Raw genomic sequence first — 24594 nt, 5'->3', positions numbered from 1 at the left:
GATCATGGCCCCGTAAGCTTCCGGCGCGTCGGGCAGTCTGTGCACCTGCCCGGTAAAGCACGACGTTGGGGCCATGATCTTCGAGGCTCGCGTCAAAGTGGCTGCCTAAAGCCGTGGAGCCGACCGCCCCAGCCACGACGTGCCCCTTCTCTGACGGCAAGAGCGGCTAATTGCTGTGCGCGCGGCACGGGCGCCGGCCGGGCTGGAGCGGGGCGGAGACAGGAGCGCAGGCCCGGCCGGGGGCCGGGCCGCGCGCGGTGAGCGGAGCGAGCCGCCTTGAACCAGTAGAGAAAGTTGTAACTCAGTCTGCGGCGTAGCGTTTGAAGTCGTACGCACAGGCCGGGAGTTCGGCTCCTCCTCGGTGTACGAGCGGCAGGAAGAGAGCTGGGCGGACCGTCCATGTGATGCGGGTGCTGGCGTGCGTGACCGTCACTGTGCAGGGTTCCGAGCGCAGGAGAGCCTGCCTGGTCTCGACTCGCCCCTCGTACAGCCATGCCCACGCCTCGTCCGATGCGTCGGGGTCGAGCGCTGGTGAGATGGTGCGGAGCGCGACTGCTATCCAGCGGTCCGCCTGCGGTGCCGAGTGGGCGTCGAAGGAAGCTCGGAGCGCTGACCCTTCCGCAGAGGTCAGGTCTTCGGTCCAGCACTCGCACCAGTAGCCGCGGGTGGGCGCGCTCATGAGGTCGTTCCTGGTGGGTAGACCGCGAGCACGTAGCGAGTGCCCTCGTCGTAGAGGGTGAGGTGGTAGCCCGTGCCTCTGGTCATGTAGGCGAGGGCGCGTTCACGCTCCGCCTCGTCCGTCAGCCAGTGCAGTCCCGGCCGTGCGTACGCGGTGTCGAGTTGGTCGGTGATGTGGCGGGTGCGCTCTTGTAACCAGCGCAGGGCCAGGCGCGGGCTGGCTGCATCGTGTGATCCCAGCGGGATCGAGCGCACTTCATCCAGGGGGTAGGCGACGGCCTGGCACTGGTAGAGGCGAGGCCGGCTGTCCACGTCCGGTGTCTCGGGATGCGTGTACGTCAGCACGGGTGTCCTCCTGCCGATCCTCGCGGTGCGGCGAACAGTTCCGCGGTGACGGTGTGGCCGGCCTGGCTGCGGTGGACGATGACCCGATGCGCGAGAACACTGACCAGATCCAAGCCTCGGCCGTGTTCGGCGTCCTGGTCCTGGTGCTCGACCTTCGGGGCCGTGCCAGTGCCTCCGTCGTCCGTGACCGAGAGCGCGATCACTTGCGCGGAGACCGCCAAGGCCAGGTGAAAGATGCCCGCCTGCTGGCCGCTGGCCGTGTGGAGGATCGCGTTCGCGCTCAGCTCGCTGACGATCAGCTCGGCGTCCTCCGCCAACGGCGATCCCCGCAGGATGTCGCGGGTCCAGCGGCGGGCCCTGCTGACCTCTTCCGGAAAACCTGGGCAACTGAGCCCCCAGACCCGGGCGCTACTCGTATACTCGTGCATACAAGTTCCTTCATGCTGGTAGGCCGCCATGTGCAGCGGGTTCGGACTAGACGAGTTTCACGCCGTCGTGGGCGCGGACGGCCGGCGGGGATGCCGCGTCGAGTGCGTCGAGGACGCGGATCGCGTATGCCTCGTCGGCGAGTTCGATGACTTCTTCGCGGGTGGCCCAGCGCAGTGCGCGGGTCTCGTCCCCCGTGGTGGGAGTACCGTCGGCCGCCTGGCAGCGGAAGACGAGGGAGACGATCAGGCCCGTCATGTTCTTGTAGACGCCGGTCAGGGTCGCGGGAAGCTCGATCTTGATGCCGGTTTCTTCGAGGACTTCGCGCTGAAGTGCCTCGGGGATGGTTTCCTCGCGTTCGAGGACTCCGCCCGGCGGTTCCCAGTGGCCGTTGTCGCGGCGCTTGATCAGGAGGGCCCGGCCTTGGTCATCGACGATGACCCCGGCGACGCTCACGGAGTGCGGGCGTTCTGTGCTCACGTTCCTCGGCCCTCTCGGCTGGCTAGGCTCTCCACCGTAGCAACAAGACTCGCCCACTCGTCTAGATACCTAAAGGAGTACGCGTGACGTCTCTACCGAGCATTCTCGGCGGCCTCGACCCGACCAGTGATCGTGCCGTCTTCCGGCAGATCGCCGACCAGCTGCGCGAGGCCATCGACCGTGGGCGATTCAAGGAGGGAGAGAAGCTGCCCTCTGAAGCTGAGCTGGTCGAGCACTACGGGGTGTCCCGGATGACGGTCCGGAACTCCTTCTCGATTCTCCAGGGCGAGGGCCTGGTGCATGCCGAGCACGGCCGGGGCGTCTTCGTCCGGCCCCGGCCTCCGGTGCGCCGCCTCGCCTCCGACCGGTTCGCCCGGCGCCACCGCGAGCAGGGCAAGTCCGCGTTCATCGTGGAGGCCGATGCCGCCGGCAGTCACCCCACTGTGGACAGCCTGGAGGTGAAGGAGGAGAAGGCCAGTCAGGACATCTCCACCCGGCTCGGCTCCGTGCGGCGCGTGCTGGCCCGGCGTCGCCGGTACCTGCTCGACGGCCGGCCGGTCGAGTTCGCCACGTCCTACCTCCCGCTCGACATCGCCCGCGGTACGCAGATCGCCGAGCCCAACCCGGGCCCCGGCGGCATCTACGCCCGTCTCGAGGAACTGGGCCACCAGCTCGACCACTTCGAGGAGGAGATCCGGGCCCGGATGCCCTCGCCGTCCGAGGTGAAGACGCTCCAACTGGCCTCCGGCGTGCCGGTGATCCACCTGATCCGTACCGCCTTCGACACTTCGGGACGGGCCGTGGAGGTCTGCGACACGGTGATGGCGGCCGACGCCTACGTCCTCTCCTACCAGCTTCCGGCGACCTGATCGGCGGTGCGCGAGGCCACTTCTCCGGACTCGTACACACCGACACGCATACTCGTATAGACGAGTGGGCAAGTTGTGTGGCAAGGTAATCCCGTTCCCGGCGTCGTCGGGTTCGAAGGATGCATCTTGTCTAGACGAGTAGATGGGAAGAAGCCTTGCGCACCATCCGTGTGGAGACCTCGGCCGCGACGATCCTGCTGACCGAGGCGCCCGAGCCTAAGGTCCGCGACCGGCAGTCGGGCGAGATCGCGAAGGACGCCATCAGCGGTGAGGCGCTGATGACCATCGGCGTCGTGTACATCGAGGAGGGGGAGTCGTCCCTGATCAAGGTGACCGTCCCGGAGAGCGGGGTGTCGGAAGGGCTCGCCCTCGGTGCCCCGGTCTCCCTGCCGGGCCTGATCGCCCGGCCGTGGGAGAGCGTCTTCAACGGCCAGCAGCGGCACGGCATCGCCTTCCGGGCCGCCGCCGTTACTCCGGCCGCCTTCCCGGCCGCCGTGGGGGCGTCGGCCTGATGACCGACCTGGCAACGCTTCTGGAGGTGGGTGGTCCCGTCGCCGCGCTCGGCGGTGGGGCCGCCTACGCCCGGGCGCGACACCCCGGCGTCTACTGGTCCACGGTCGGCTTACCGGTGTCCACGGTCCGGCTGCTCAGCTCCTACGGCTCCGTCATGGAGGCGTGCGGGCTGACCGTGGCCCCCTCCCGGCTGCGGGTCCTGGCGGTCAAGGCCACCACCCGCCGTGAGGTCCGGCCCGTACCGCCGCGCCGGGGGATCATCCGGCCGACCACGACGGGGCTGCGGGTTCGCCTACGGCTCGCCCCGGGACAGGAACCCGCCGACGTGGCCGCCTCCGCCGAACGGCTGCGGCACGCCTGGGGCGTCCACGCCGTCTACGTGACCACGATCAAGCCGGGCGTGGTCGAACTGCGTCTCGTCGGCTTCGACGTGCTGCGGCGGGTGCGCATGCCGCGCAAGCTCCGCCCGGGCCTGCTCCGGGTGCCGGTCGCGCTGCGCGAGGACGCCACTCCGTTCGTACGCGACTACCGCACCGTGCCGCACCAACTCACCCTCGGCGCCACGCTGTCCGGCAAGTCCATGTACCTGCGTCACCTCGTCGCCGGCCTCGCCCGCCAACCCGTCGCCCTGGTCGGCATCGACTGCAAGCGGGGCGTGGAACTGGCGCCCTTCGCCCCGCGCCTGTCGGCGCTCGCCACCGACCCGGAACAGGCCGCCGAACTGCTGCCCGTGCTCATCAGGGAAATGGAGGACCGGTACGACCTGCTCAAGGCCCGGCAGGGCATCACGCCGAGCACGCCGGACGAGGAGATCACCTCTGACATCTGGGGTCTGCCCGAGCACGAACGCCCGGTGCCCGTCGTGCTGTTCGTCGACGAGGTGGCCGAACTCTTCCTCGTCGCCACGAGGAAGGACGAGGAACGCCGGGACGAAATGGTCACCCAACTCATCCGGCTCGCCCAGCTCGGCCGGGCCGCCGGCATCTACCTGGAGGTCTGCGGACAGCGCTTCGGCGCCGAACTCGGCAAGGGCGCGACCATGCTGCGGGCACAGTTGACCGGCCGCGTCTGCCACCGCGTCAACGACGAAGCCTCCGCCAAGATGGCACTCGGCGACATCGCCCCCGAGGCGGTCTCCGCGGCCTGCGCCATCGCCCCCGAACGGCCCGGCCTCGCCGTGGCCGGTGACACCTCCGGCGGCTGGTCCCGCATCCGCACGCCGTACCTCTCCCTCGGCGACGCCGCCGAGACCTGCCGCGAGTCGGCCCACCTGGTCCCCGACCTGCCCGCGCTCAAGCCCTTCCGGCCCGACGCGCCCCTACAGCCTGCTGAGACACCGAGCCCGGTCCTGCGGCCTCGACCGGTGACCGACTGACCCGCGTCCCCGCTTATCCCCGGTCGGCGTGACCGCCTCACGCCATGTCCCTACCCCTCTCATGCCCGAATTCGGAAGGAGCCGCAGCATGCGTGCCTACCTGGCCCGTGTCGATGCGGTGCTCGTCCAAGCGGTCATCGCCGCCGCGTTGTCCTTCGCCCACCTGCACGACGTCGCCTCGGCGGCCGGACAGGACGGGTGGAAGGCGTGGGCCTATCCCGTCTCCGTCGACCTGCTGCTCGTCGCCGCCTGGCGCCGTCTGCGGTCCGGCGAGGCGAAAGCGGCCGGGTGGTGCTGGTTCCTGATCGCCCTCGCCGCGTCGCTGGGCGCGAACGTCGCCACCGCCGGGCTGCTCGACCTGGACCACGTGCCGGCCTGGCTTCGCATCCTCGTCGCGGGCTGGCCCGCGGTCGCCTTCCTCGGCGGAACCCTCCTGGTCCACTCGTCGCCGACCACGCATGACGAGCCCAGTGATGCCGTGGGCCAGGAGGCGCCCGAGGACATCGAGGACCAGGAGGACGCGCCCGATCCCGCTCCGGAACCGCCGGCGGCCGAGTCGGCACCGGTTCCACCTCCGGCCCCGCCTCCGGTCGCCGTCCCGGCCGCCCTGGTCGAGCACGCCCGCAAAGTCGCCGCCGAGCACCACGCCCGCACCGGAACGGCCATCGACACCCCGACCCTGCGCGCCCGCCTCGGCGTCCCGCCACCCATGGCCGACGCCATCGCCGCCCAGCTCTGAAAGGAGACCCACGTGAGCGCCAACCGCCGCTTCCGCTCCGTCACCCGCATCGGCCCCGTCCAGGTCGGCACGTCCTACGACGGTCGTGGCCGGGAGAAGCACACCGCTGCCTGCACGGCCCCGCGCTGCGGCTTCTCCGCCGACTACGACAGCCGCGCCGCCGCCGAACTGGCCGCCCGTACCCACCGTTGCCCCGTCCGCTGAAAGGACCCGCACACCGTGACCGTCAGCCTGCCGCTCGTCGTCCTCCTCGGCTTCTTCGCCTGGGGAGCGGTCAAGTTCCTCGGCGTCCGCACGTGGATCTTCGTCCTGATCGCCCTCTTCGGCTTCTGGCTCTCGGACACCTTCCTGGCCCCGGCCATCGAGTCCGGCACGCGCTCCGGCGTGGACATCGTCAACGGCTCACATGACTAGACGAGTAGGTAAGGAGAGCTTCGCCGTGTTCCTGCCCAAGTACCCCGACAGCCCGACGCCCCCGCCCGCGCACACCCACACCGTGGCCGATCAGGTGCCCGCGCGGCGGCCGGCCCCGCAGATCTCCGTCAGCACCGGAGCGGTCGCGGCCGTCCTCGTCGGCGGCGTCGTGCTGACCGCGCTCCTGGCCGCCGTCGCCGTCACGGCCGTCTCCGTGGCCGTCGCCGCCGTGGTCCTGCGCTCGCTGCTCCGCGACCAGCACCGCCGCTGACACACCGGACCCCCGGGGCGGCCTCGATACCGCCAAGCATCCGCCGCCCCGGGGGCCGTCTCCCTCCAGCCAAACCAGAAGGAGAAGGCCATCATCACCCGCGCCACTCCGCCCCCACTCCACGAACTCGGCGAACTGGCCGCCCTCGGCACCATGCCCGCACTCCTGCGCCAACTCTCCGGCCTCGGCGGCTGCACGCACCCGATCCGCCTCGACGGCCACCGCACCGAGTACGACGTTGACACCCGCACCGGCGAGATCGGCAACGTCCTCCACCACCTCGACTCCTCCAGCCTCCCGGCCGGTCACCTCCTGGTCCGCTGCAACAACCGCCGCACGACCCGCTGCGCAGCCTGCGCCGAGGTGTACCGCCGCGACACCTTCCACCTGATCACCTCCGGCCTGCGCGGCGGCAAGGGCGTCCCCGAACGCGTCGCCGCCCACCCGCGCGTCTTCGCCACCTTCACCGCCCCGAGCTTCGGCCCGATCCACAACCGCCCCACCGGCCCGGCCGGATCGGTCCGCCGCTGCCGCTGCGGCGAGCTCCACGACCAGGACGACTCCGCCCTCGGCACCCCGCTCGACCCGGACACCTACGACTACGAAGCGGCCGTGCTCTGGAACGCGCACGCCGGTCCGCTGTGGCGGCGCTTCTCCATCTACCTGCGCCGGGAGGTCGCCAAGCGCGCCGGCCTCACGCAGCGGGCCTTCCGCGAGTACGCCCGGGTGTCCTTCGCCAAGGTCGCCGAGTACCAGAAGCGCGGGGCCGTCCACTTCCACGCCGTCATCCGCATCGACGGCCCCGAGGGCGGCGACACCCCGCCTCCCGCCTGGGCCACCGCAGAGCTGCTGACCGACGCCATCCGGGCCGCCGCTGCCGCCGCCCGCGTGGACGGCCCGGTCATCGACGGCCGGGCCCACGCCTTCGCCTTCGGCCGTCAGCTCGACGTCCGCACCATCCGCTCGGCCGACTTCGACGGCGGCCAGGAACTGACCGAACGGGCCGTCGCCGCCTACATCGCCAAGTACGCCACCAAGGGCGCCGAGACCGCCACGGGAGCTCTGGACCGTCCGCTGAAGTTCCTCGCCGAACTCGCCCACCTCGACATCGGCGACCACGCCCGCCGGCTCATCCGCACCGCCTGGACCCTCGGCGCCCGCAAGGACCTCGAACACCTCCGCCTGCGGGCCTGGGCCCACATGCTCGGCTTCCGCGGCCACTTCTCCACCAAGTCCCGCCGCTACTCCACCACCCTCGGCGCCCTCCGCGACGCCCGCGCCGCATGGCGCCGCGCACAGGCCCTGGCAGCGGCCGAGACCGGCCCGGACACGACCCTCGTCCTCGCGCACTGGGTCTACGCCGGGACCGGCCTCACCGACGCCGAAGCCTGGCTCGCCGAAACCCTTGAACCCGCCCCCGGAACGGAAGGAGAGCCCACCCATGGGTAGCCGTCGCCTCGCTGTCGCAGAAGCGGCTTCCGAGCCGCGTGGTCTGCCGTCGCGGTACCTGACTCCTGACGACCTGGTGGCGATGTTCGACCTGCCCAGCGTCGAGACGGTCTACCAGTGGCGCCGCAAGCGCACCGGTCCCCGTGGCTTCCGGGTCGGCCGACACCTGCGCTATGACCCTGCGGACGTCCAAGCCTGGGTCGAGTCCCTGCGGGAAGAGGCTGCCGCCTGATGGCCGGACACATCCAGGACCGCTGGTACAGAACCGAGACCGGACCGGACGGGAAGGCGCGCAAGGTCAAGACCGAGCGCTACGGGTCCGGTCAGCGCTACCGCGCTCGCTACGTCGGTCCGGACGGCACGGAGAAGTCCAAGAGCTTCCCCGACCGTCAGAAGCGGCTCGCCGATCAGTGGCTGGCGCACATCGAGGCGGACATGGCGCGCGGGCAGTACATTGACCCGCGCGCCGCCCGGATCACCTTCCAGCAGTACGCCGAGCGATGGGTCGTCACGCAGGGCGCCGACCCGAACACCCAAGCCTCGATGGAGTCGCAACTCCGGCTGCACGCCTTCCCCTACCTCGGCTCGCGTCCGCTCGGCTCCTTCCAGCCGGCGCACATCCGGGACTGGGTGCGGCAGTTGCAGGAGAACGGCGTCCGTGGGTCGTACGCCCGGACGATCTACTCCAACGTGCGCGCGGCGCTCAGCGCGGCCGTGGACGACGGCCACCTTCCCCGCAACCCGTGTGCGGCCCGGTCCGTCCGTCCGCCGACCGTCGACAACAAGCGCATCGTGCCCTGGACGCCCGAGCGGGTCTTCGCCGTCCGGGCCGCCATGCCCGAGCGCTACCAAGCCATGGTCGACCTGGGCGGCGGCTGCGGGCTCCGCCAGGGCGAGATCCTGGGCGTGGCCGTCGACGCGATCGACTTCGAGTCGGACACGCTCCACGTGGTCCAGCAACTGAAGCTGAGCCGCAGCAAGGCCGTGTTCGCGCCGCCGAAGGGCGGCAAGCTGCGGGACGTGCCGCTTCCCGGCCCCGTCGCCGATGCCCTCCGGGCGCACATGAAGCGGTTCCCGCCGGTCGAGATCACCTTGCCGTGGAAGGTGGCCGACGGTCCTCCGGTGACCAAGCGGCTCATCTTCACCGGGCCGCGCGGCGGGCACGTCTGGCGTACGTCGCTCAACGAGGAGGCATGGAAACCGGCGCTCGCCGCGGCCGGCGTCATCCCCGTGCCCAAGCGAGGCCAGCCGTACGCGGAGTCACGCGAGAACGGCATGCACGCGCTGCGCCACTTTTACGCCTCGGTGCTCCTGGACGCGGGGGAGAACATCAAGGCCCTCGCCGAGTACCTGGGCCACTCGGACCCGGGCCTGACGCTCCGTGTGTACGCGCACCTCATGCCCTCCAGCCGGGAGCGGACCAGCAGAGCCGTGTCCGACGTCTATTCGAAGCTTCTGCACCCCGAACCGTGAGATCCGCGGGTGGTCCGGCAGGATGCTCGGACTTGGTTACTTCGGGGAGGGAATCCATGGAGTCGACGGATGGCGTCATCAACCTGATTCACCTGGCCGACACACCCGGCACCGGCGGCCACAGTGTCTCCGTACGCGTCTTGGGTCGCTTTCAACCCGGAATCCTGACCGGCCACGACTTCCTCGACTGCGAGATCGTCATCGTGGCGGAATCCGTCAACGCCACTTTCCCTGTGACTCTCCTCCCTGAAGATCTGGAGGACTGGGAGGACGCCTTGGCAGCCCTGGGGTCCGGTCGGTTCGCCATGTGGCTCGAATCCGGGCGGACTCCTTCCATGAAGTTCAAGCCCGACGAGAGCGGTGGACTCTGGGTATCCGTGCATGACGGGCCGGCGTCAGGGGTCACTGTCACCGTCCCGCTGTTCGTGCTCTCGTCGGCATGGGTCGACGAGCAGCGGGACCTACTAACCCGGGTACGCGAGGTCTACCCGAGAGAGGTCGTCGAGACGTCGCCCGGCGCCTACGAGTGGCGGCGTGACACCCGCTCCTGACGGAACCGCCGAGCAAGGGACGGCCCAGAGACGGCCCACGGACAACACAAAGCCCCCTACCAGCGAAGAAACCGCAGGTAGGGGGCCTATTCGTGCGGGCTTACTTCTTCTTGCCCTGGTTCTTGACCGCTTCGATCGCCGCTGCCGCGGCGTCCGGGTCGAGGTAGGTGCCGCCCGGGTTGAGGGGGCGGAACTCGGCGTCCAGGTTGTAGGAGAGCGGGATGCCCGTGGGGATGTTCAGGCCCGCGATGTCGGCGTCGGAGATGCCGTCGAGGTGCTTGACCAGGGCGCGGAGGCTGTTGCCGTGGGCGGCGACGAGGACGGTGCGGCCGGTGAGCAGGTCGGGGACGATGCTGTCGAACCAGTAGGGCAGCATCCGGGCGACGACGTCCTTGAGGCACTCCGTCTGGGGACGCAGCTCCGGCGGGAGCATGCCGTAGCGCGGGTCGGAGAACTGGGAGTACTCGGCGTCGCGGTCCAGGGCCGGCGGCGGGGTGTCGTAGGAGCGGCGCCACAGCATGAACTGCTCTTCGCCGAACTCCGCGAGGGTCTGCGCCTTGTCCTTGCCCTGGAGGGCGCCGTAGTGACGCTCGTTCAGGCGCCAGCTCCGGTGGACGGGGATCCAGAGGCGGTCGGCGCTCTCCAGCGCGAGCTGGGCGGTGCGGATCGCACGCTTCTGGACGGAGGTGTGGACCACGTCGGGCAGCAGGCCGGCGTCCTTGAGCAGCTCACCGCCGCGCGTCGCCTCCTTCTCGCCCTTCGGGGTGAGGTTGACGTCCACCCAGCCGGTGAACAGGTTCTTCTCGTTCCACTCGCTCTCGCCGTGGCGGAGGAGGATCAGCTTGTACGGTGCGTCGGCCATGCTCCCGAGCGTAATCGACCCGCCCCGGCGCCCGCGCGCCGCGCCCGAGGGGCGGACGCCGGGGCCGTCGACGTTTGACGGGTGTTGCTAAACGACTGGCCTCCGGAGGGACGGCGTCCGTAAGGTCTGATCACCGCATCAGCCGCTTACACGCCGTTTCGCACGCCACGGGGGTCCGCCATGTCAGTCGCCGGTCTGCGACGCGCCGCACGCGAGTCCGTTTCCGGGCTCCCCCGCGCGTTCTGGTGGCTGTGGACGAGCACCCTGGTCAACCGGCTCGGCGCCTTCGTCGCCACCTTCATGGCGCTCTACCTGACCCTCGAACGCGGCTACTCCGCCTCCTACGCGGGCCTCGTCGTCGCCCTGCACGGGCTCGGCGGCGTCGTCTCGTCGCTGGGCGCCGGCGTGATGACCGACCGGCTCGGCCGGCGGCCCACGCTGCTCGTCGCGCAGAGCGGCACCGCGCTGTCGGTCGCGCTGCTCGGCTTCGTGCAGGACCCGGTCGCCATCGCGTCCGTCGCCTTCCTCGTCGGCATGGCGAGCAACGCCTCCCGGCCCGCCGTGCAGGCGATGATGGCGGACATCGTGCGGCCCGAGGACCGCGTCCGGGCCTTCTCCCTCAACTACTGGGCGATCAACCTCGGCTTCGCCGTGTCCTCCATGGCGGCCGGTTTCATCGCCGAGGTCAGCTACCTCGCCGGGTTCCTGCTGGAGGCCGGGATGACGCTGGCCTGCGCGATCCTGGTCTTCGTCAAGCTGCCCGAGTCGCGTCCGGTGCGCGAGGACGGCCCGGCCTCCGCCGCGGCGCAGGCGCCGGTCTCGCTCGGGACCGTGCTGCGCGACGGCCGTTACATGAGCGTGGTGGGCCTGTCCTTCCTCATCGCCGTGATCTTCCAGCAGGGTTCGGTCGGGCTGCCGGTCGCCATGGGCGCGGCCGGGTTCACCCCCGCGGACTACGGCATGGCCATCGCCGTCAACGGCGTGCTGATCGTCGTCCTGCAGATCCCGGTCACCCGGTTCATCGAGCACCGCGATCCCCGTCGGCTGCTCGTCGTCTCCGCCCTGCTGGCCGGGTACGGGTTCGGGCTCACCGCGTTCGCCGGGTCGGTCGGCGTGTTCGCGCTCACCGTCTGCGTGTGGACGCTGGCGGAGATCGTCAACGCCCCGACGCAGACTGGGCTGGTCGTCCGGCTCTCGCCGGTGCACGGGCGGGGCCGCTACCAGGGCATGTACACCCTGTCCTGGGCCGTGGCCTCCCTCGTCGCCCCGCTGGTGTCCGGCTTCGTCATCGACCGTCACGGCGCCGAGTGGCTGTGGGGGCTGTGCGCGCTCGTCGGCACGGTCGCGGCGGCCGGGTACGCGCTGCTCATGCGGCGGCTGCCGGAGGAGGGGAGCGCGGGGGCGGCGGGTCCGGCGGCGCCGACCGGGAAGGGGACGCCGGGGGCGGACGCCGGGGGCGAGGGGACCGCGGACCGGGCGGAAGGGGTCGGCACCACCTGAGGCACCCCCACCCGCGCCTCCCCGGAGCCCCTCCCCGCGCGTCGGTGCGCTCCGCCTCAGCGCTCCCCGCGCCCCGTGTCAGCCCTCGGTGCGCTCCGCGTCGGTCCCGGTGCGTTCGATCAGGTGGGTGAACGCCTCCAGGTTGCGCGTCGACTCGCCGCGCGAGGTCCGCCAGGCGTGCTCCTTGCGGATGGCGGTGGCGAAGCCCATCTCCAGCAGCGTGTTGAAGGCGCCGTCGGCGGCCTCCAGGACCTGGCCGAGGAGCCGGTCGATCTCGTCGGGGGCGACGGCGGAGAGGGGGAGCTTGGCGGTGACGTAGACGTCGCCGAGCCGGTCGACGGCGTAGCTCACGCCGTAGAGCCTGAGGTTGCGTTCGAGCAGCCAGCGGTGGACGGCGGGCTCGTTCTCGTCGGGGTGGCGGACGACGAAGGCGTTCAGGGAGAGGGAGTGGCGGCCGAGGACCAGGGAGACGGTGGTCGACAGCTTCCGGGTGCCGGGGAGGGTGACGACGTACTTCCCGGGTTCGGTGGTCTCCCACTCCAGACCGGCGTCGCCCAGGGCGCCCTCCAGGGTCCGCGCCGCCTCCGCCGCCTTCTCTCCGTCAGCCATGGGGCGAGCGTACGCGACGGCGGTGGGACTGGATCGCGGCCGAGTACACGTCGGCGGTGGCGGCGGCGGCGCCGTCCCAGCCGAAGGCACGCGCGTGCCGTGCGGCGGCGGCGCCCATGCGGTCGGTGAGCGACGGCTCGTCGGCGAAGTCGGCCAGTACGCGCGCGTAGGCGCCGGGTTCGTGGCCGTGGACGAGGCGCCCGGTGTGTCCGTCGCGGACGGCGACGGGCAGGCCGCCGACGGCGGCGGCGAGGACCGGCGTGCCGGTCGCCTGCGCCTCGATGGCGACGAGGCCGAAGGACTCGCTGTAGGAGGGCATGACCAGCACGGACGCGGCACGGAACCAGTCGGCGAGCTGTTCCTGCCCGACCGGCGGGCGGAAACGGACGACGTCGGCGATGCCGAGCCGCGCGGCGAGCTTCTGGAGGCCCTCCGGTTTGGCGAGGCCGCTGCCGCTGGGGCCGCCGACGACGGGGACGAGGATGCGCGAGCGCAGTTCGGGGCGTTCGTCGAGGAGGACGGCGACCGCGCGGAGCAGCACGTCGGGGGCTTTGAGGGGCTGTATCCGGCCGGCGAAGAGCGGGATCAGCGCGTCCTGCGGGAGGCCGAGGCGGGCGCGGGCGGCGGCGCGGCCGTCGGCGGGACGGAACCGTTCGAGGTTGACGCCCGGGTGGACGACGGCGACCTTGGCCGGGTCGGCGGCGTAGTGCCGGACCAGTTCGTCGGCCTCTTCGGCGGTGTTGGCGATGAGGCGGTCGGAGGCGGAGACGATCTGGGTCTCCCCGATGACGCGCGCGGCCGGTTCGGGCGTGTCGCCCTCGGCCAGGTTGGCGTTCTTGACCTTGGCCATGGTGTGCATGGCGTGCACGAGGGGGGCGCCCCAGCGTTCGGCGGCGAGCCAGCCGACGTGGCCGGAGAGCCAGTAGTGGGAGTGGACGAGGTCGTAGTGGCCGGGGCGGTGGCCGGCCCACGTCTGCATGACACCGTGGGTGAAGGCGCAGAGCTGGGCCGGGAGGTCCTCTTTGGCCAGCCCCTCGTAGGGGCCGGCGTCGACGTGCCGGACGAGGACGCCGGGGGCCAGTTCGACGCTGGGCGGGAGGGCGGCCGTGGTGGCCCGGGTGAAGATCTCGACCTCGATGTTGATGGCGGCGAGGCGCTGGGCGAGTTCCACGATGTAGACGTTCATGCCGCCGGCGTCGCCGGTGCCGGGCTGGTGGAGCGGTGAGGTGTGCACGGAGAGCATGGCCACGCGGCGGGGCCTGCGGGACAGTCTCCGCAGGGGTGAGGCCGCCGGTGAGCGACGCCCGAGCCTGCCGACGTACTGGCTCACGAGCCGTTCCTCCTCGCTGCGGACATGCCGGTCGGAGGACCCGCCCGGCCCTCCGAGGAGTGGAACGCCGGATGGCAGTGCTCCATTTCCGGTTTCCGGGCCTTTGCCGAATCATTACGAAGGTCGATCAACCGTTCGAGCTGTTCCGTGCGCGGGGGCCCGCGCTCCGGCGCGCCGCGCCGCGCCGCTTACCCTCGTAGGCATGCCCTCCCTCCCCACCGGCCGTCCCCGTGCCCTGCTGCGGCCGGGCGGCGGCGCCCCCGTGGTGGGGACGGTCACACGGGGCACGACCAACCCGAACCGGCTGCGCCGGATGGACCGCTGGATCGCCGCCGTCCACGGCGCCGAACTGCGCCGCGCCGACGACCCCGTCGCCGTCGACCTCGGCTACGGCGCCGCCCCCTGGACCGCCGTCGAACTGCTGCACCGCCTGCGCGCCGTCGCGCCGCGCACCCGCGTGGTCGGTGTCGAGATCGACCCGGAGCGGGTCGCGGGCGCCGCCCCGTACGCGCGCGAGGGACTGGTCTTCCGGCACGGCGGCTTCGAGGTCCCGGTCACCCGGCGCCCGGCCCTGATCCGCGCGGCGAACGTCCTGCGCCAGTACGACGAGTCCGAGGTCGCCGCGGTCTGGCGGCGGCTGTGCGCGCGGCTCGCGCCGGCGACGGAGCACTCCCGGGGCGGGCTGCTGGTCGAGGGCACCTGCGACGAGATCGGCCGGCGGCACGTGTGGGTCGCGCTCGGCCCGGAGGGCCCCCGCACGGTGACCTTCGCCACCCGGCTCGGCTCGCTGGAACGCCCCTCCGACCTCGCGGAACGGCTGCCGAAGGCGCTGATCCACCGCAACGTCCCCGGCGAGCCGGTCCACGCCTTCCTGCGCGATTTCGACCGCGCCTGGGCCGCCGCCGCGCCGTACGCGTCCTACGGGGCCCGCCAGCGCTGGCTGCGGACGGTGCGGGACCTTACCGCCGACTGGCCGGTGGCGGACGGGCCGGCGCGGTGGCGGCAGGGCGAAGTGACGGTGCGCTGGGCGGCGTTGGCGCCTCGGGGCTGACCCGCTCCCCCCTCGCCCCTCGCCCCTCTCGCCCGGCTCGCCGCCTGCCGCCTGCCGTGCCGCCCGTAGTGCCCGCCGCCCGTCGCCCGTGGCCCGTGGCCCGCCGCTCGATTCTCCGGGTCGCGTGCGCCCCCCTGCGAGGGACGCACCCCCTCTGTCGTTTCAGCTCCGGACGTGGCACGATCCCCCGAGCGACGCGATGTTACTGACGGGTTCATCGATGGTGGGGGGCGCCATATGCGTACGGGCAAGCACGGGTTGACGGCCGCCGCCGTGACCGTGGTCTGCGCGGTCACCCTGCTGGCGGCCCCGGGGACGGCGTTCGCGGCCCCCGCTCCCACCCCCGGACCCACCTCACCCGCCCCACCGGCACCGCCGGCCCCGAGCGCCACCGCCGCCCCGGCCCGCGACCTGGAGGCGGTGCGCAAGGAGCTGGAGTCCCTCTACCGGGCCGCCGCCACCGCCACCGACGAGTACAACGCGGCGGAGGAGAAGGCCCGCGAGCAGTCCGCCGAGATCGCCGAACTGGCCAAGAAGACCGCCCGAGGCCAGGAGCGGCTGGACCGCCTGCGCGACCGCGCCGGTGCCGCCGCCCGCGCCCAGTACCGCACCGGTGGCCTGCCCGACGAGGCCAAGCTGATGCTGAGCAGGGACCCGGAGGAGTTCCTCGACGCCGGCGGCCGGGTCATGCAGGGCCAGCGCGCCACCAAGGGCCTGCTCGGCGAACTCGCCCGCGCCCAGCAGGACCTGGAGACCTACGCGGCCGACGCCGCCGCCCGGGGCCGGAAGCTGGAGGCCAACCGCAAGGAGAAGGCGACCGCCCGCGAGAAGGTCGAGAAGCGCGTCGCCGCCGCCGAGAAGCTGGAATCGGAGCTGGAGAAGGAGGAGCGGGAGCGCCTCGCCCAACTGGAACGGCAGGCCGCGCGCGAGGCCCAGGCCGCCTGGCTCCGCTCCGGCATCCTCGGGGATCTCCGCGGCAAGGCGACCGAGCGGGGGCGCAAGGCGGTGGAGTACGCCACGGCCCAGATCGGCAAACCGTACGTGTGGGGCGCGGCGGGCCCGTCCTCCTTCGACTGCTCCGGCCTCACCTCGCAGGCGTGGGCCGCGGCCGGCCAGGGGATACCGCGCACCTCGCAGGAGCAGTGGCGGCAACTGCGGCGCGTCGACGTCGAGGACATGCGCCCCGGCGACCTGATCATCTACTTCGAGGACGCCAGCCACGTCGGCATGTACGTCGGCGACGGCTCGGTCGTGCACGCCCCGCGCCCCGGACGCACGGTGACGATGGCCGGCGCCGGCACGATGCCGATCCTCGGGGTGGTACGGCCGGAGCGCTGAGCCGGACGGCGCCCTCACGGCGGACGGGCGGCCTGCGGGTCACGGCCTGCGTCGTGCGGCCCGTGGGATACGGCATGCGGGGAAGCCCGGCGCCGTGACCCCGGCCACGCCCGCCCGCCGAGCGCCGAGCGCCGTGACCCCGGCCACGCGCGCCCCCGCCACCTGGCAGCCCCGTCCCCCGCGACCCGGCGGCCCCGGGCACGCCCCCGCCCGTACGACGTGGTGACGGGGCCGAACCCCCACCCCCGGTGGCGAGATCCGGACCACGTGACGCAGTCCACGCGCGGCGCCCACCCCGCGTGACGTTCGTCATCCCCCGCACCCCGGCAACGTGCCCAACTGCGGGACAGAACACCGCATATGACGGCGTCCGGTGCCGTGGCCCGGCGGGGCCGGCCATTCCGCGCCGGTGCCGTCACCCGCTATGGTCCCCGTCGGTGGGTCGAGGTCCCTCGCCCCACCGTGCCCTCGGGGGGAGGGAAGGAAACCCACGATCATGCCCGTACCCGTACCGCGGCAGAGGGCGATCCCGGCCGCCGAGTGCGGTCAGGCGCCCCCCGCGTCTCCGGACGGCGGCCCCCGCGAGGAGCGGGCCACCCCGGGGAACGCCCCGGCCGAGAACACCACCACCCGGTGCGCGAGCACCACGGACCCGCGCGACGCCGCCGGCGGCGCGCACGAGCCCGCCGCCCCGGACGGGCCGAGCGCGTCCCCCACGGAGAAGCGCGAGGACACCACGGACCACCCGGACACCACCCCGCCCGTCAATCTGACGCTGCTGCTGATCGAGGACGATCCGAACGGTTCCCCGATCGTGCCCGACCTGCTCGACCAGGCCGGCAAGCCGATCCGGGTCCGTACCGCCCGCAACCTCACCGAGGCCGAGCGGCTGCTGACCGACGACGTCCACTGCATCCTGCTGGACCTCGCCCTGCCGGGCCCGGCCCGTGGCGGCGACGCGGCGGACGACGACGAGCTGGCCGTGCTGAGGCACGTACTGGAGCTGGCGCCCCGGCACGCCGTGCTCGCGCTCACCTCGGCCGGCGACGCCGAGCGCGGCGCGGAGGCGGTGGCGGTGGGCGCCCAGGACTACCTGCTCCGCGACGAACTCGACGGCCGGCTGCTGAGCCGGGCGATCCGCTACGCCGTCGAGCGCAAGCGGTCCGACTGGGCGGAACGGCGGCTGGCCGAGGGCCGGCTGCACGCCCAGGAGAACGCCCGCCTGGAACGCGGGCTGCTGCCGACGCCGCTCCTGGACGGCTCACCGCTGCGGTTCGCCGCCCGCTACCGTCCCGGCCGCTCCCGCGCGCTGCTCGGCGGGGACTTCTACGACGTCGTCCGCACCCCGGACGGAACCGTGCACGCCATGATCGGCGACGTCTGCGGGCACGGCCCGGACGAGGCGGCGCTCGGCGTGGAACTGCGCATCGCCTGGCGGGCGCTGACCCTGGCCGGGATGTGCGGGGACGAACTGCTCGCCACCCTCCAGCAGGTGCTGGAGCACGAGCGCTCGGACGAGGAGATCTTCGCGACGCTGTGCGCGGTGGACATCTCGCCGGACGGGACGCGGGCCGGCCTCTGCCTGGCCGGTCATCCGGCGCCGCTGCTCGCGGGACCGGACCGGCCCGCCCGGCTGCTCCCCCACGACGAGAACGGCCCGGCGCTCGGCCTGCTGCCGACGGCCCGCTGGCCGCGGGCCGAGGTCGAACTCGGCGCCGAGTGGAGCCTGATGCTCTACACCGACGGCCTGATCGAGGGCCACGTCGGCCAGGGCCGGGAACGGCTCGGCCAGGACGGCATGGTGGAGATGGTGCGCCGCCGCTTCGCCGACGGGCTGCGGGGCGAGCAGTTGCTCCAGACCGCGGTGAACGAGGTCCGCGACCTCAACGGCGGGGAGCTGACGGACGACGTCGCGGTCCTGCTCCTCGACCGCGTGCCCCAGGTGCCCTGAGCGGGACGGCGGCGCACCACGCCCGCCGCCCGCCCGCCGCCCGCGCTCCGGCCGAGCGGGGGCGCGGCGGACGGCGGACCGGCCCACGGCGGACCGTCGGACGGCTGGGGTCCCGGCCGCCGGAGCGCCGGTGGCCGCGGGAGCCCTGTGACCGCCGGTGCCCCGATGACCGGGGCGGGACGGGACGGGCCGGATGCGGGCCGGCCGGTCGTCGTCGTTCAGCGGCCGCCGTTCCACGGGCCGTACGGGCCGTCGCTGCTGGAGCCGCGGCGGGTGTTGCGCCCGCCGCCCGACAGACCGCGCAGCGCGGGCCGCACGTCGACCATGTACACGATCGTCGCGATGAGGCCGATGATCGGCAGGAACGACAGGATGTTGAAGATCAGGTTCACCACGAAGGCGAGCCCGAGGACGATCAGCCAGAACGGCTTGGTCTTCTTGTCGGCCGCGCGGTAGGCGTCCTCGCGGCGCGTGGCGGCGTCGATCAACGCGAAGCCGCTGAAAAGGATCAGGGCCGTGCTCAGCAGCCACATCAAGCCTGCGAAACCCTGCATCAGCACAACGTCCACCACCAGATTCGGATCGTCCCTACGCGGTCACGGTACCCGGAGAACGAGCCGGGCATCCCCAGGGTGCCCGGCTCGTTCCCGGTCGGTGCCGCCGTCGTCGCCGGGCGGGGTGCCCGGCGCCAGTCACTCGGCGGACGGCGGCGTCCTCTTCGTCCCGGTGCTCTTGCGCGCCGGGGACTTCCGGGCGGCCGGGGCCTTCTTCGCCGGGGCGGGCTTCTCCTCGGTGACCTCGACCGGCTCGGGCTTCGGCTCGACGGCGACCGCCACGTCCTCGACGCCCTCGGCGACGCTCTCGACGCCCTCGGCGGCCTGGCCGCGCCAGGTGCGCACGGCCTGCTCGCCGCGCTCGGCGACCTTCTCGTAGGTCTCCCGGGCGCGCACGGCGTACTCGGCGGCGACGCCGACGCCGCGCAGGGCGAGGTCCTGGGCGGACTCGCCGAGCTTCTTGAAGTCGGCGTCCAGGGAGCCGACGAACTCGTTCACCTTGTTCTGCAGGGTGCCCTGCGTCTCGCGGACGCGGGCGGCGGCCCGCTCCTGCACGGCCTTCGGGTCGGTGTTGCGGACGGCCTCGATCCGGGCCGGGGCCTCGGCACGGAGCTGCTCGACCAGCACGGGCACCTTCTTGGCCTGCTGGAAGGCGAGGTCGGCGGTGCCCGCGGCGAAGTAGAGCGGGGTGGGGTCGCTGAAGGTCTTGCGCAGGTCTTCGGTGATCGGCATGGTGCTGGTCCTCCCGATGTGCGTTCGGCTGGGGTTGTCGTACGGGTCCCGCGCCCGGCGGCCGGTCATCCGGCCGTCTCCCGCGGGCCGGCGCCGCCGCTCTCCGCGGCAGGGGGGCGGCCGTCCGGTATGAGGGTGCCGCCGGCGTCCGCGCCGGCCCCGTACCCGTTCTCCTTGCGGAAGGACTCGTAGATCTGGAGCAGCACCTGCTTCTGCCGCTCGTCCAGGGTGGGATCGGCGAGGATCACCGCGCGGGTCTCCACCTCGTCCCGGTCCCGTTCCGCGTCGAGGATGCCGGCGCGCACGTACAGCGTCTCGGCGGAGATCCGCAGCGCCTTGGCGACCTGCTGCAACACCTCCGCGCTGGGCTTGCGCAGCCCGCGCTCGATCTGGCTCAGGTACGGATTGGACACCCCCGCGGCCTCCGCGAGCTGCCGCAGCGAGAGCTGCGCGTTGCGCCGCTGCTCGCGCAGGTACTCGCCGAGATTGCCGACGTTGAGCGATGCCATGCCTCCAGCGTGCCCCCTCCCGCTAACTTTTGCAAGCGACCCGCTTGCAAAAGTGCCCTCCCCCTCGCCCGCACGCCACGGAGGCCGCCGTCGGGCGAAACTCCCGTGGCAGGGGCGGGGTTGGCGGCATGGTGTTCGCTCGGGAGCGTCGCGGAGGCCGGCCAGGCCGGCCGCCGACGCCGTCCGCTCCGTGGGGATCAGGGGCCGGACGCCGGCCCGGTGGCCGCGGGCCGGGGGCTTCGCCGGATCCGTCACGGGGAAGGTCTCCCGTCACGGGGAGGGGCGGGTGGAGTGGAGACCGGCGCTCCGGGGGCGAAGTCGTCGCCCACGGGGGGCTGTCCCGCGTACCTCCCGGCGCGGGGCGTACGGGCCGGCCCCGGTTTCCGCTCACACCGGTGAGGAGACGTCCCCCGTGACGCTGCACGAGAACGAGATCCCCGTCGACGAGGAACTGGTCCGGACCCTGCTGCGGGAACAGCGTCCCCAGTGGGCCGGTCTGCCGCTGTCCCCGGCGGGCGCGGGCACGGACAACACCATGTACCGGCTGGGCGACGGCCTGCTCGTACGGCTGCCCCGGACCGCGGGGACCGCGCGGTCCCTGCGCAAGGAGCGGGAGTGGCTGCCCCGCCTGGCGCCCCGCCTCTCGCCGCGGATTCCCGAGCCGGTGTACGCCGGGACACCGACCGGCGCCTTCCCCGTGGCCTGGTCGGTCTACCACTGGATCGACGGGGCCGCGCCGGGGCCGGACACGGTCGGCGACTGGGCGGCCTTCGGGGCGGACCTGGCGGCGGCGGTGGGGGAACTGCACCGCACCGACCTCATGGGAGCAACCCGGAGCGGCGGGCTCGGCGGGTACCGCGGCGGCCCGCCGGCGGCGTGCGCCGAGTGGGTCGCGGAGTCGCTCGACGACTGCCGGACGGCCGAGGGCACGACGCTCGACGTCGACGCGCTGGAGCGGTGGTGGCGGGCCGCGCTCGCGCTCCCCGGGCCCTCGGCGCCCCACGGGTGGCTGCACGGCGACCTCAAGCCGAGCAACCTCCTGGTCCGGGACGGCGTGCTGCACGCGGTCATCGACTTCGGCGGGCTCTCGGTCGGTTTCCCGGACGCCGAGCACGCCACGGTGTGGGACCTGCCGCCCACGGCACGGCGGTCCTACTGGAACGTCCTGTCCCTCGACGACGCGACCTGGACCAGGGCCCGCGCCTGGGCCATCGCGGTGGGCGTCGGCGGGGTCGCGTACTACCGGCACACCTTCCCCGCCTTCGCCGCCGAGTGCCGGGCGCGGCTGGCGGCGATCCTCGCCGACGGCGCCGCGCGGTGAGCGGCCCCCGGCGGACGCGGTCCCGGGTGGGACGCCGGCCGCTCGGCGGCGGGGGCGATCTCGCCGCCCGGCCCGGCCCCCGCCCGGCGGCGCCCTGACGCGCTGTCGCGGGGCGGGGCGACGCGGGCGTCGAGGCCCCGGGGCGAGGACGGCCCCGGGGCCGAGGGTGTTCATGCCGTCCGTGCGCGCCGGGTCCGGTGGCTGGGTGGGGGCGAACGGCGGGCGGCCCTGCGCAGGGCCGGATGTCACCCCGGCAGCCGGGAGGTGTTCCGGGGGTACGGCGGGGTCAGGGGCGGTGGGCGATGACGACCAGTTCCCGGCCGGGGCGGTCGGGGGCGTCGCGGATCTCGTCCAGCACGTAGTCGTGGGCCGCCAGGTCGTCCTCGATCTCCCGGCGGGTGCGGAAGCGCAGGGTGGAGTCCGAGGTCAGCACGGCGCCGTCGGCGGCGAAGACGATGGTCCAGCGGAAGGTCACCAGCGGCCCGTCCGTCTCCCTCACCTCGACCCAGCTCTCGACCGCGCCGACGCCGGGCACCTCCGTCACGCGGTGCGACGCCTCGCGGTTCCACTCCTCCCAGGCCCGCGCGGCCGGGTCCCGGGTCTCGAAGACCAGGCGTCCGCCGGGGCGCAGCGCGGCGTGCACGCCCCGCAGGGTGCCGTGCCAGTCGTCGGGGCCGGCGATGGCCTGGGCGACGTTCGCCGTCATGGTCGCCAGGTCCACCCGCAGCGGGGGCAGCCGCGTCGCGTCGCCGTGCAGCCAGCGCACCCGTCCGGCACCCGGCTTGCCGCGCGCCACGTCGAGGGAGGCCCCGGCCGGGTCGACGCCGGTGACCTCGATGCCCCGGTCCGCCAGCAGCAGCGCGAAGACGCCCGTCCCGCATCCGACGTCCAGGACCCGGCGGGCCCCGTACTCCTCCGCCATCCGCAGGTAGGCGTCCAGGTCGCCGCGGTCCGGGTCGAGGACGTCGTAGAGCGGGGCGAGGCGGGGGTGGCGGAAGCATTCGTCGGCCATACCGTCCACCCTAGGTGTATTGATCACGAGCGTTGTTGACACTGCTGGATCTTGAACATGGCGAAGACCTCCGGTGTGGTGGGAGCTGTCTAGGAACTCACCGCACGGAGGTCTTCGTGCCCCACCGTAATGCCCGGCTGACCGTCTTCGGTAGAAGACTGCTGGTCGAACGTGTCTGCTCAGGCCGTCCGGTCGCTCACGTGGCCGCCGAGATGGGTATCTCCCGGGCCACGGCTCACAAATGGATCCGCAGGTGGCGGGCTGAAGGCGAGGCGGGCCTGCACGACCGGTCGAGCCGGCCTCACACGACGCCGCACCGGACCGCGGCCTCGGTCGAAACCCGCGTCTGCGACCTGCGACAGAGCCGCAAGCTCGGGCCGGCCAGGATCGGCCCGATCCTGGGCCTGCCCGCCTCGACCGTCCACCGGATCCTGACCCGCCACCGGCTCAACCGCCTGGCCTGGCTCGACCGCCCCACCGGCACGCTGATCCGCCGCTACGAACGCGAGCGTCCCGGGGAACTCATCCACGTCGACGTGAAGAAACTCGGCCGGATCCCCGACGGCGGCGGTCACAAAGCGCTGGGCCGCCAGGCCGGCCGGGCCACCCGCAACAACATGGGCTTCGACTACGTCCACTCCGCCGTCGACGACCACACCCGCCTCGCCTACAGCGAGATCCACGGCGACGAGAAGACCGCGACCTGCGCGGGCTTCCTCACCCGCGCGGCCACGTTCTTCCACAGCCAGGGCATCACCCGGATCGAGCGGGTGCTGACCGACAACGCCTGGGCCTACCGCAAGGGCCTGGCCTGGAAGGCAGTCCTGGCCGAGCTCGGCGCGACCGGCAAGCTGACCCGGGCCTACCGGCCGCAGACCAACGGCAAGGTCGAACGCTTCAACCGCACCCTGCTCGACGAATGGGCCTACCTGCGGCCCTACACCTCAAACACCGAACGGACCGAAGCCCTGGCAGACTTCCTCCACACCTACAACCACCACCGCTGCCACACCGCACTGGACGGACACCCGCCCATCAGCCGTGTCAACAACGCTGCGGGTCAATACACCTAGGGCCTCTCGTTCGGATCACGCCGGGCTCGCGGGGTCCGGCACCGCTCCCTGATCCGGCCTGATCCAGACGAAAGAACCTGACCGAGGCTCAGGAGAGCGTCATGTCGGTGGTGATGGTGTCCCACAGGGCGTCGAACCACTTCTGGGACTCGGCCACGAAGGCGGCGTCCCGGGGGCCCGCCTGGTCGCGGAAGGAGAACAGCAGGGACTGGGTGCCGAGGGCGTCGTACGTCGGGAACGTCCGGTCCTCCCACTCCTCCTCGCGCCGGGCGACGATGTAGTAACCGAGCAGCGCCTCCTCCCCGTTGAGGAGGTAGAGCTTCACCGGCGGGGTGAAGGGCAGGGACCGGAACGCGACGTCGACGGCGATGCCGTGGGTGGAGCGCAGGGCGTGCAGGCTGTGCCGGAGCACCCGGGCCTGGGCGTTGCGCATCTGGAGCCAGCGCCGGTGCGCCGGGTCGTCCGGCCCCGGCTCCGGCCCCCGCTCGGACGTCTGGCCCTCCCCCGCTCCCGGACCGGCCGTGACGCTCTCCGGCACCCCCGGGTCCGCCGGGTCCGCCGGGTCCGCCGGGTCCGCCGGGTCCGCCGAGTCCGCCGGGCCGGCCAGGACCGGGAAGGCCAGGGCGATGTCGCGGGCCGGCATCAGGACGCGCAGATGGAGGGAGTTCGGGCGGACGCGGCCCTCGTGGATCAGACGCAGCGGCTCGCTGAGCGCCAGCAGGAGGGATTCCGCGGTGTGGCACACCACGTCGAGCCGTACCCGGGGCTCGCGGAAGGCGTCCGACAGGCGCGGTCCGAGCACCACCAGCGCCGGCTGCGGTTCGCCGGGGTGGGGGGCGGGCTGGGCGATGCGGGGCGGGCTGCCCTTGCTGACGTTGGTGAGCAGGCCGTCGTCCTGGAGCGCGCGCAGGGCCTGCCGGACGGTGCCGCGTTCCACACCGAACTCGTCGGCGAGTTCGGCCTGGGTGGGGAGGCGGTCGCCCGCCTTGAGCCGGCCGCCGCGGATGCGGTCCCGCAGGATCTCGGCGATCTCCTGGGGCGTGGGCCTTCTGCCGGTGTTCACGGACGCGTTCTCCTGGGTCACGACCAGAAACTACAACTCCTGCCTTCCAAGCAGGAGTTGACTGAAACATGTTTGCCAGAGGATGCCAACTGGGGACATCATAGTT

General features: G+C 72.7%; 29 protein-coding genes. 17 read left to right on the top strand and 12 right to left on the bottom strand.

All coding sequences use genetic code 11. From position 1 onward, the window contains the following. Positions 1 to 301 precede the first annotated feature (301 nt). Genes VM636_RS16715 through VM636_RS16700 form a run of 4 tightly spaced genes read right to left on the bottom strand, consistent with a single transcriptional unit; the run spans position 302 to position 1905 of the window. The gene (locus tag VM636_RS16715) at positions 302 to 679 is read right to left on the bottom strand and encodes a hypothetical protein (protein ID WP_053914022.1); all 378 of its coding nucleotides are present in this window, start codon (positions 677 to 679) and stop codon (positions 302 to 304) included. Beyond that, on the bottom strand, positions 676 to 1023 hold the full coding sequence (locus tag VM636_RS16710; RefSeq protein WP_053914021.1) for a hypothetical protein: 348 nt from the start codon (positions 1021 to 1023) through the stop codon (positions 676 to 678). The genes VM636_RS16715 and VM636_RS16710 overlap by 4 nt, the downstream gene beginning before the upstream one ends. Further along, positions 1017 to 1451, bottom strand: coding sequence for an ATP-binding protein (locus tag VM636_RS16705; protein WP_053914020.1), 435 nt, complete (start codon positions 1449 to 1451; stop codon positions 1017 to 1019). Before VM636_RS16705 ends, VM636_RS16710 begins: the two co-directional genes overlap by 7 nt. 46 nt (positions 1452 to 1497) lie before the next feature. Next, positions 1498 to 1905: an NUDIX hydrolase gene (locus tag VM636_RS16700; protein WP_053914019.1), complete on the bottom strand. Its 408-nt coding sequence runs from the start codon at positions 1903 to 1905 to the stop codon at positions 1498 to 1500. Between the two features lie 107 nt (positions 1906 to 2012). Between VM636_RS16700 and VM636_RS16695 the strand changes: the two genes are divergently transcribed. The 11 genes from VM636_RS16695 to VM636_RS16645 all read left to right on the top strand — a co-directional run bounded on the left by VM636_RS16695 (position 2013) and on the right by VM636_RS16645 (position 9583). Continuing rightward, positions 2013 to 2798, top strand: a complete 786-nt coding sequence (locus VM636_RS16695) for a GntR family transcriptional regulator (protein ID WP_053914018.1) — start codon at positions 2013 to 2015, stop codon at positions 2796 to 2798. 155 nt (positions 2799 to 2953) lie between these two features. Further along, complete coding sequence (locus VM636_RS16690) at positions 2954 to 3310, top strand: hypothetical protein (RefSeq protein WP_053914017.1); 357 nt, start codon at positions 2954 to 2956, stop codon at positions 3308 to 3310. Then, complete coding sequence (locus VM636_RS16685) at positions 3310 to 4686, top strand: FtsK/SpoIIIE domain-containing protein (RefSeq protein ID WP_053914016.1); 1377 nt, start codon at positions 3310 to 3312, stop codon at positions 4684 to 4686. The genes VM636_RS16690 and VM636_RS16685 overlap by 1 nt, the downstream gene beginning before the upstream one ends. An 88-nt stretch (positions 4687 to 4774) precedes the next feature. Further along, a complete protein-coding gene (locus VM636_RS16680; protein ID WP_053914015.1) occupies positions 4775 to 5425 on the top strand; it encodes a DUF2637 domain-containing protein in 651 nt (216 codons plus the stop codon). Positions 5426 to 5437: 12 nt separating this feature from the next. Then, positions 5438 to 5629, top strand: a complete 192-nt coding sequence (locus tag VM636_RS16675) for a mobile element transfer protein (RefSeq protein WP_004986816.1) — start codon at positions 5438 to 5440, stop codon at positions 5627 to 5629. Positions 5630 to 5644: 15 nt separating this feature from the next. Then, entirely contained in the window at positions 5645 to 5839 is a 195-nt protein-coding gene (locus VM636_RS16670) for a hypothetical protein (protein ID WP_053914014.1), read from the top strand. 25 nt (positions 5840 to 5864) lie between these two features. After that, entirely contained in the window at positions 5865 to 6110 is a 246-nt protein-coding gene (locus VM636_RS16665; protein ID WP_053914013.1) for a hypothetical protein, read from the top strand. 153 nt (positions 6111 to 6263) lie between these two features. Further along, positions 6264 to 7559, top strand: coding sequence for a replication initiator (locus tag VM636_RS16660; RefSeq protein WP_053914012.1), 1296 nt, complete (start codon positions 6264 to 6266; stop codon positions 7557 to 7559). Continuing rightward, a complete protein-coding gene (locus tag VM636_RS16655; protein WP_053914011.1) occupies positions 7552 to 7791 on the top strand; it encodes a helix-turn-helix domain-containing protein in 240 nt (79 codons plus the stop codon). Before VM636_RS16660 ends, VM636_RS16655 begins: the two co-directional genes overlap by 8 nt. Further along, on the top strand, positions 7791 to 9032 hold the full coding sequence (locus VM636_RS16650; protein WP_053914010.1) for a site-specific integrase: 1242 nt from the start codon (positions 7791 to 7793) through the stop codon (positions 9030 to 9032). The genes VM636_RS16655 and VM636_RS16650 overlap by 1 nt, the downstream gene beginning before the upstream one ends. Before the next feature lie 56 nt (positions 9033 to 9088). After that, the gene (locus VM636_RS16645) at positions 9089 to 9583 is read left to right on the top strand and encodes a DUF5959 family protein (RefSeq protein ID WP_053914009.1); all 495 of its coding nucleotides are present in this window, start codon (positions 9089 to 9091) and stop codon (positions 9581 to 9583) included. A 100-nt stretch (positions 9584 to 9683) separates the two neighbouring features. Here the strand turns inward: VM636_RS16645 and VM636_RS16640 are convergent, their stop codons facing one another. Continuing rightward, positions 9684 to 10445, bottom strand: coding sequence for a phosphoglyceromutase (locus VM636_RS16640; protein WP_030419525.1), 762 nt, complete (start codon positions 10443 to 10445; stop codon positions 9684 to 9686). A 180-nt stretch (positions 10446 to 10625) separates the two neighbouring features. On the opposite strand from VM636_RS16640, the gene VM636_RS16635 reads away from it, so the two are divergent. Then, positions 10626 to 11945 carry an MFS transporter gene (locus tag VM636_RS16635; protein ID WP_053914008.1) on the top strand — a complete coding sequence of 440 codons (1320 nt, stop codon included), beginning with the start codon at positions 10626 to 10628 and terminating at the stop codon, positions 11943 to 11945. A gap of 78 nt (positions 11946 to 12023) precedes the next feature. Here the strand turns inward: VM636_RS16635 and VM636_RS16630 are convergent, their stop codons facing one another. Next, positions 12024 to 12554 (bottom strand): YbjN domain-containing protein, encoded by a 531-nt coding sequence (locus VM636_RS16630; RefSeq protein WP_030419527.1) that lies wholly within the window; start codon positions 12552 to 12554, stop codon positions 12024 to 12026. After that, positions 12547 to 13884, bottom strand: coding sequence for a D-inositol-3-phosphate glycosyltransferase (gene mshA, locus VM636_RS16625; RefSeq protein WP_030419528.1), 1338 nt, complete (start codon positions 13882 to 13884; stop codon positions 12547 to 12549). The genes VM636_RS16630 and mshA overlap by 8 nt, the downstream gene beginning before the upstream one ends. 265 nt (positions 13885 to 14149) lie before the next feature. On the opposite strand from mshA, the gene VM636_RS16620 reads away from it, so the two are divergent. The 3 genes from VM636_RS16620 to VM636_RS16610 all read left to right on the top strand — a co-directional run bounded on the left by VM636_RS16620 (position 14150) and on the right by VM636_RS16610 (position 18224). Continuing rightward, on the top strand, positions 14150 to 14935 hold the full coding sequence (locus tag VM636_RS16620; RefSeq protein ID WP_030419529.1) for a hypothetical protein: 786 nt from the start codon (positions 14150 to 14152) through the stop codon (positions 14933 to 14935). Positions 14936 to 15172: 237 nt separating this feature from the next. Continuing rightward, positions 15173 to 16273: a C40 family peptidase gene (locus VM636_RS16615; RefSeq protein ID WP_030419530.1), complete on the top strand. Its 1101-nt coding sequence runs from the start codon at positions 15173 to 15175 to the stop codon at positions 16271 to 16273. A 496-nt stretch (positions 16274 to 16769) separates the two neighbouring features. Further along, on the top strand, positions 16770 to 18224 hold the full coding sequence (locus tag VM636_RS16610; RefSeq protein WP_338484986.1) for a SpoIIE family protein phosphatase: 1455 nt from the start codon (positions 16770 to 16772) through the stop codon (positions 18222 to 18224). A gap of 218 nt (positions 18225 to 18442) precedes the next feature. Here VM636_RS16610 and VM636_RS16605 read toward each other — a convergent pair whose 3' ends face one another. The 3 genes from VM636_RS16605 to VM636_RS16595 all read right to left on the bottom strand — a co-directional run bounded on the left by VM636_RS16605 (position 18443) and on the right by VM636_RS16595 (position 20019). Further along, positions 18443 to 18778 (bottom strand): DUF2516 family protein, encoded by a 336-nt coding sequence (locus VM636_RS16605; protein WP_030419532.1) that lies wholly within the window; start codon positions 18776 to 18778, stop codon positions 18443 to 18445. Positions 18779 to 18916: 138 nt separating this feature from the next. After that, a complete protein-coding gene (locus VM636_RS16600; protein WP_030419533.1) occupies positions 18917 to 19510 on the bottom strand; it encodes a hypothetical protein in 594 nt (197 codons plus the stop codon). A gap of 65 nt (positions 19511 to 19575) precedes the next feature. Next, positions 19576 to 20019, bottom strand: a complete 444-nt coding sequence (locus VM636_RS16595; protein ID WP_053914006.1) for a helix-turn-helix transcriptional regulator — start codon at positions 20017 to 20019, stop codon at positions 19576 to 19578. A gap of 412 nt (positions 20020 to 20431) precedes the next feature. On the opposite strand from VM636_RS16595, the gene VM636_RS16590 reads away from it, so the two are divergent. Then, positions 20432 to 21340 carry a phosphotransferase gene (locus tag VM636_RS16590; RefSeq protein ID WP_053914005.1) on the top strand — a complete coding sequence of 303 codons (909 nt, stop codon included), beginning with the start codon at positions 20432 to 20434 and terminating at the stop codon, positions 21338 to 21340. A gap of 286 nt (positions 21341 to 21626) precedes the next feature. On the opposite strand, the gene VM636_RS16585 is transcribed toward VM636_RS16590, so the two are convergent. Continuing rightward, on the bottom strand, positions 21627 to 22352 hold the full coding sequence (locus VM636_RS16585) for a class I SAM-dependent methyltransferase (protein WP_030419536.1): 726 nt from the start codon (positions 22350 to 22352) through the stop codon (positions 21627 to 21629). Positions 22353 to 22468: 116 nt separating this feature from the next. Here VM636_RS16585 and VM636_RS16580 point away from each other — a divergent pair, with 116 nt between their 5' ends. Beyond that, positions 22469 to 23425: an IS481 family transposase gene (locus VM636_RS16580; protein ID WP_338482875.1), complete on the top strand. Its 957-nt coding sequence runs from the start codon at positions 22469 to 22471 to the stop codon at positions 23423 to 23425. Positions 23426 to 23513: 88 nt separating this feature from the next. Here VM636_RS16580 and VM636_RS16575 read toward each other — a convergent pair whose 3' ends face one another. Beyond that, complete coding sequence (locus tag VM636_RS16575; protein WP_078962851.1) at positions 23514 to 24515, bottom strand: winged helix-turn-helix domain-containing protein; 1002 nt, start codon at positions 24513 to 24515, stop codon at positions 23514 to 23516. Positions 24516 to 24594: the final 79 nt, after the last annotated feature.

Origin of the sequence: Streptomyces sp. SCSIO 75703, from assembly GCF_036607905.1 — a bacterium.
Classification (GTDB): domain Bacteria; phylum Actinomycetota; class Actinomycetes; order Streptomycetales; family Streptomycetaceae; genus Streptomyces.
This window is presented reverse-complemented; position numbering and strand designations above follow the sequence as displayed.

What these genes read in the sequence shown, in the direction of transcription:
- VM636_RS16715 (WP_053914022.1), bottom strand. Translation starts at nt 679, where the DNA reads ATGAGCGCGCCCACCCGCGGCTACTGGTGCGAGTGCTGGACCGAAGAC.
- VM636_RS16705 (WP_053914020.1), bottom strand. Translation starts at nt 1,451, where the DNA reads ATGCACGAGTATACGAGTAGCGCCCGGGTCTGGGGGCTCAGTTGCCCA.
- VM636_RS16685 (WP_053914016.1), top strand. Translation starts at nt 3,310, where the DNA reads ATGACCGACCTGGCAACGCTTCTGGAGGTGGGTGGTCCCGTCGCCGCG.
- VM636_RS16680 (WP_053914015.1), top strand. Translation starts at nt 4,775, where the DNA reads ATGCGTGCCTACCTGGCCCGTGTCGATGCGGTGCTCGTCCAAGCGGTC.
- VM636_RS16660 (WP_053914012.1), top strand. Translation starts at nt 6,264, where the DNA reads ATGCCCGCACTCCTGCGCCAACTCTCCGGCCTCGGCGGCTGCACGCAC.
- VM636_RS16655 (WP_053914011.1), top strand. Translation starts at nt 7,552, where the DNA reads ATGGGTAGCCGTCGCCTCGCTGTCGCAGAAGCGGCTTCCGAGCCGCGT.
- VM636_RS16650 (WP_053914010.1), top strand. Translation starts at nt 7,791, where the DNA reads ATGGCCGGACACATCCAGGACCGCTGGTACAGAACCGAGACCGGACCG.
- VM636_RS16645 (WP_053914009.1), top strand. Translation starts at nt 9,089, where the DNA reads ATGGAGTCGACGGATGGCGTCATCAACCTGATTCACCTGGCCGACACA.
- VM636_RS16640 (WP_030419525.1), bottom strand. Translation starts at nt 10,445, where the DNA reads ATGGCCGACGCACCGTACAAGCTGATCCTCCTCCGCCACGGCGAGAGC.
- VM636_RS16635 (WP_053914008.1), top strand. Translation starts at nt 10,626, where the DNA reads ATGTCAGTCGCCGGTCTGCGACGCGCCGCACGCGAGTCCGTTTCCGGG.
- VM636_RS16630 (WP_030419527.1), bottom strand. Translation starts at nt 12,554, where the DNA reads ATGGCTGACGGAGAGAAGGCGGCGGAGGCGGCGCGGACCCTGGAGGGC.
- VM636_RS16615 (WP_030419530.1), top strand. Translation starts at nt 15,173, where the DNA reads ATGCGTACGGGCAAGCACGGGTTGACGGCCGCCGCCGTGACCGTGGTC.
- VM636_RS16610 (WP_338484986.1), top strand. Translation starts at nt 16,770, where the DNA reads ATGCCCGTACCCGTACCGCGGCAGAGGGCGATCCCGGCCGCCGAGTGC.
- VM636_RS16605 (WP_030419532.1), bottom strand. Translation starts at nt 18,778, where the DNA reads ATGCAGGGTTTCGCAGGCTTGATGTGGCTGCTGAGCACGGCCCTGATC.
- VM636_RS16600 (WP_030419533.1), bottom strand. Translation starts at nt 19,510, where the DNA reads ATGCCGATCACCGAAGACCTGCGCAAGACCTTCAGCGACCCCACCCCG.
- VM636_RS16595 (WP_053914006.1), bottom strand. Translation starts at nt 20,019, where the DNA reads ATGGCATCGCTCAACGTCGGCAATCTCGGCGAGTACCTGCGCGAGCAG.
- VM636_RS16585 (WP_030419536.1), bottom strand. Translation starts at nt 22,352, where the DNA reads ATGGCCGACGAATGCTTCCGCCACCCCCGCCTCGCCCCGCTCTACGAC.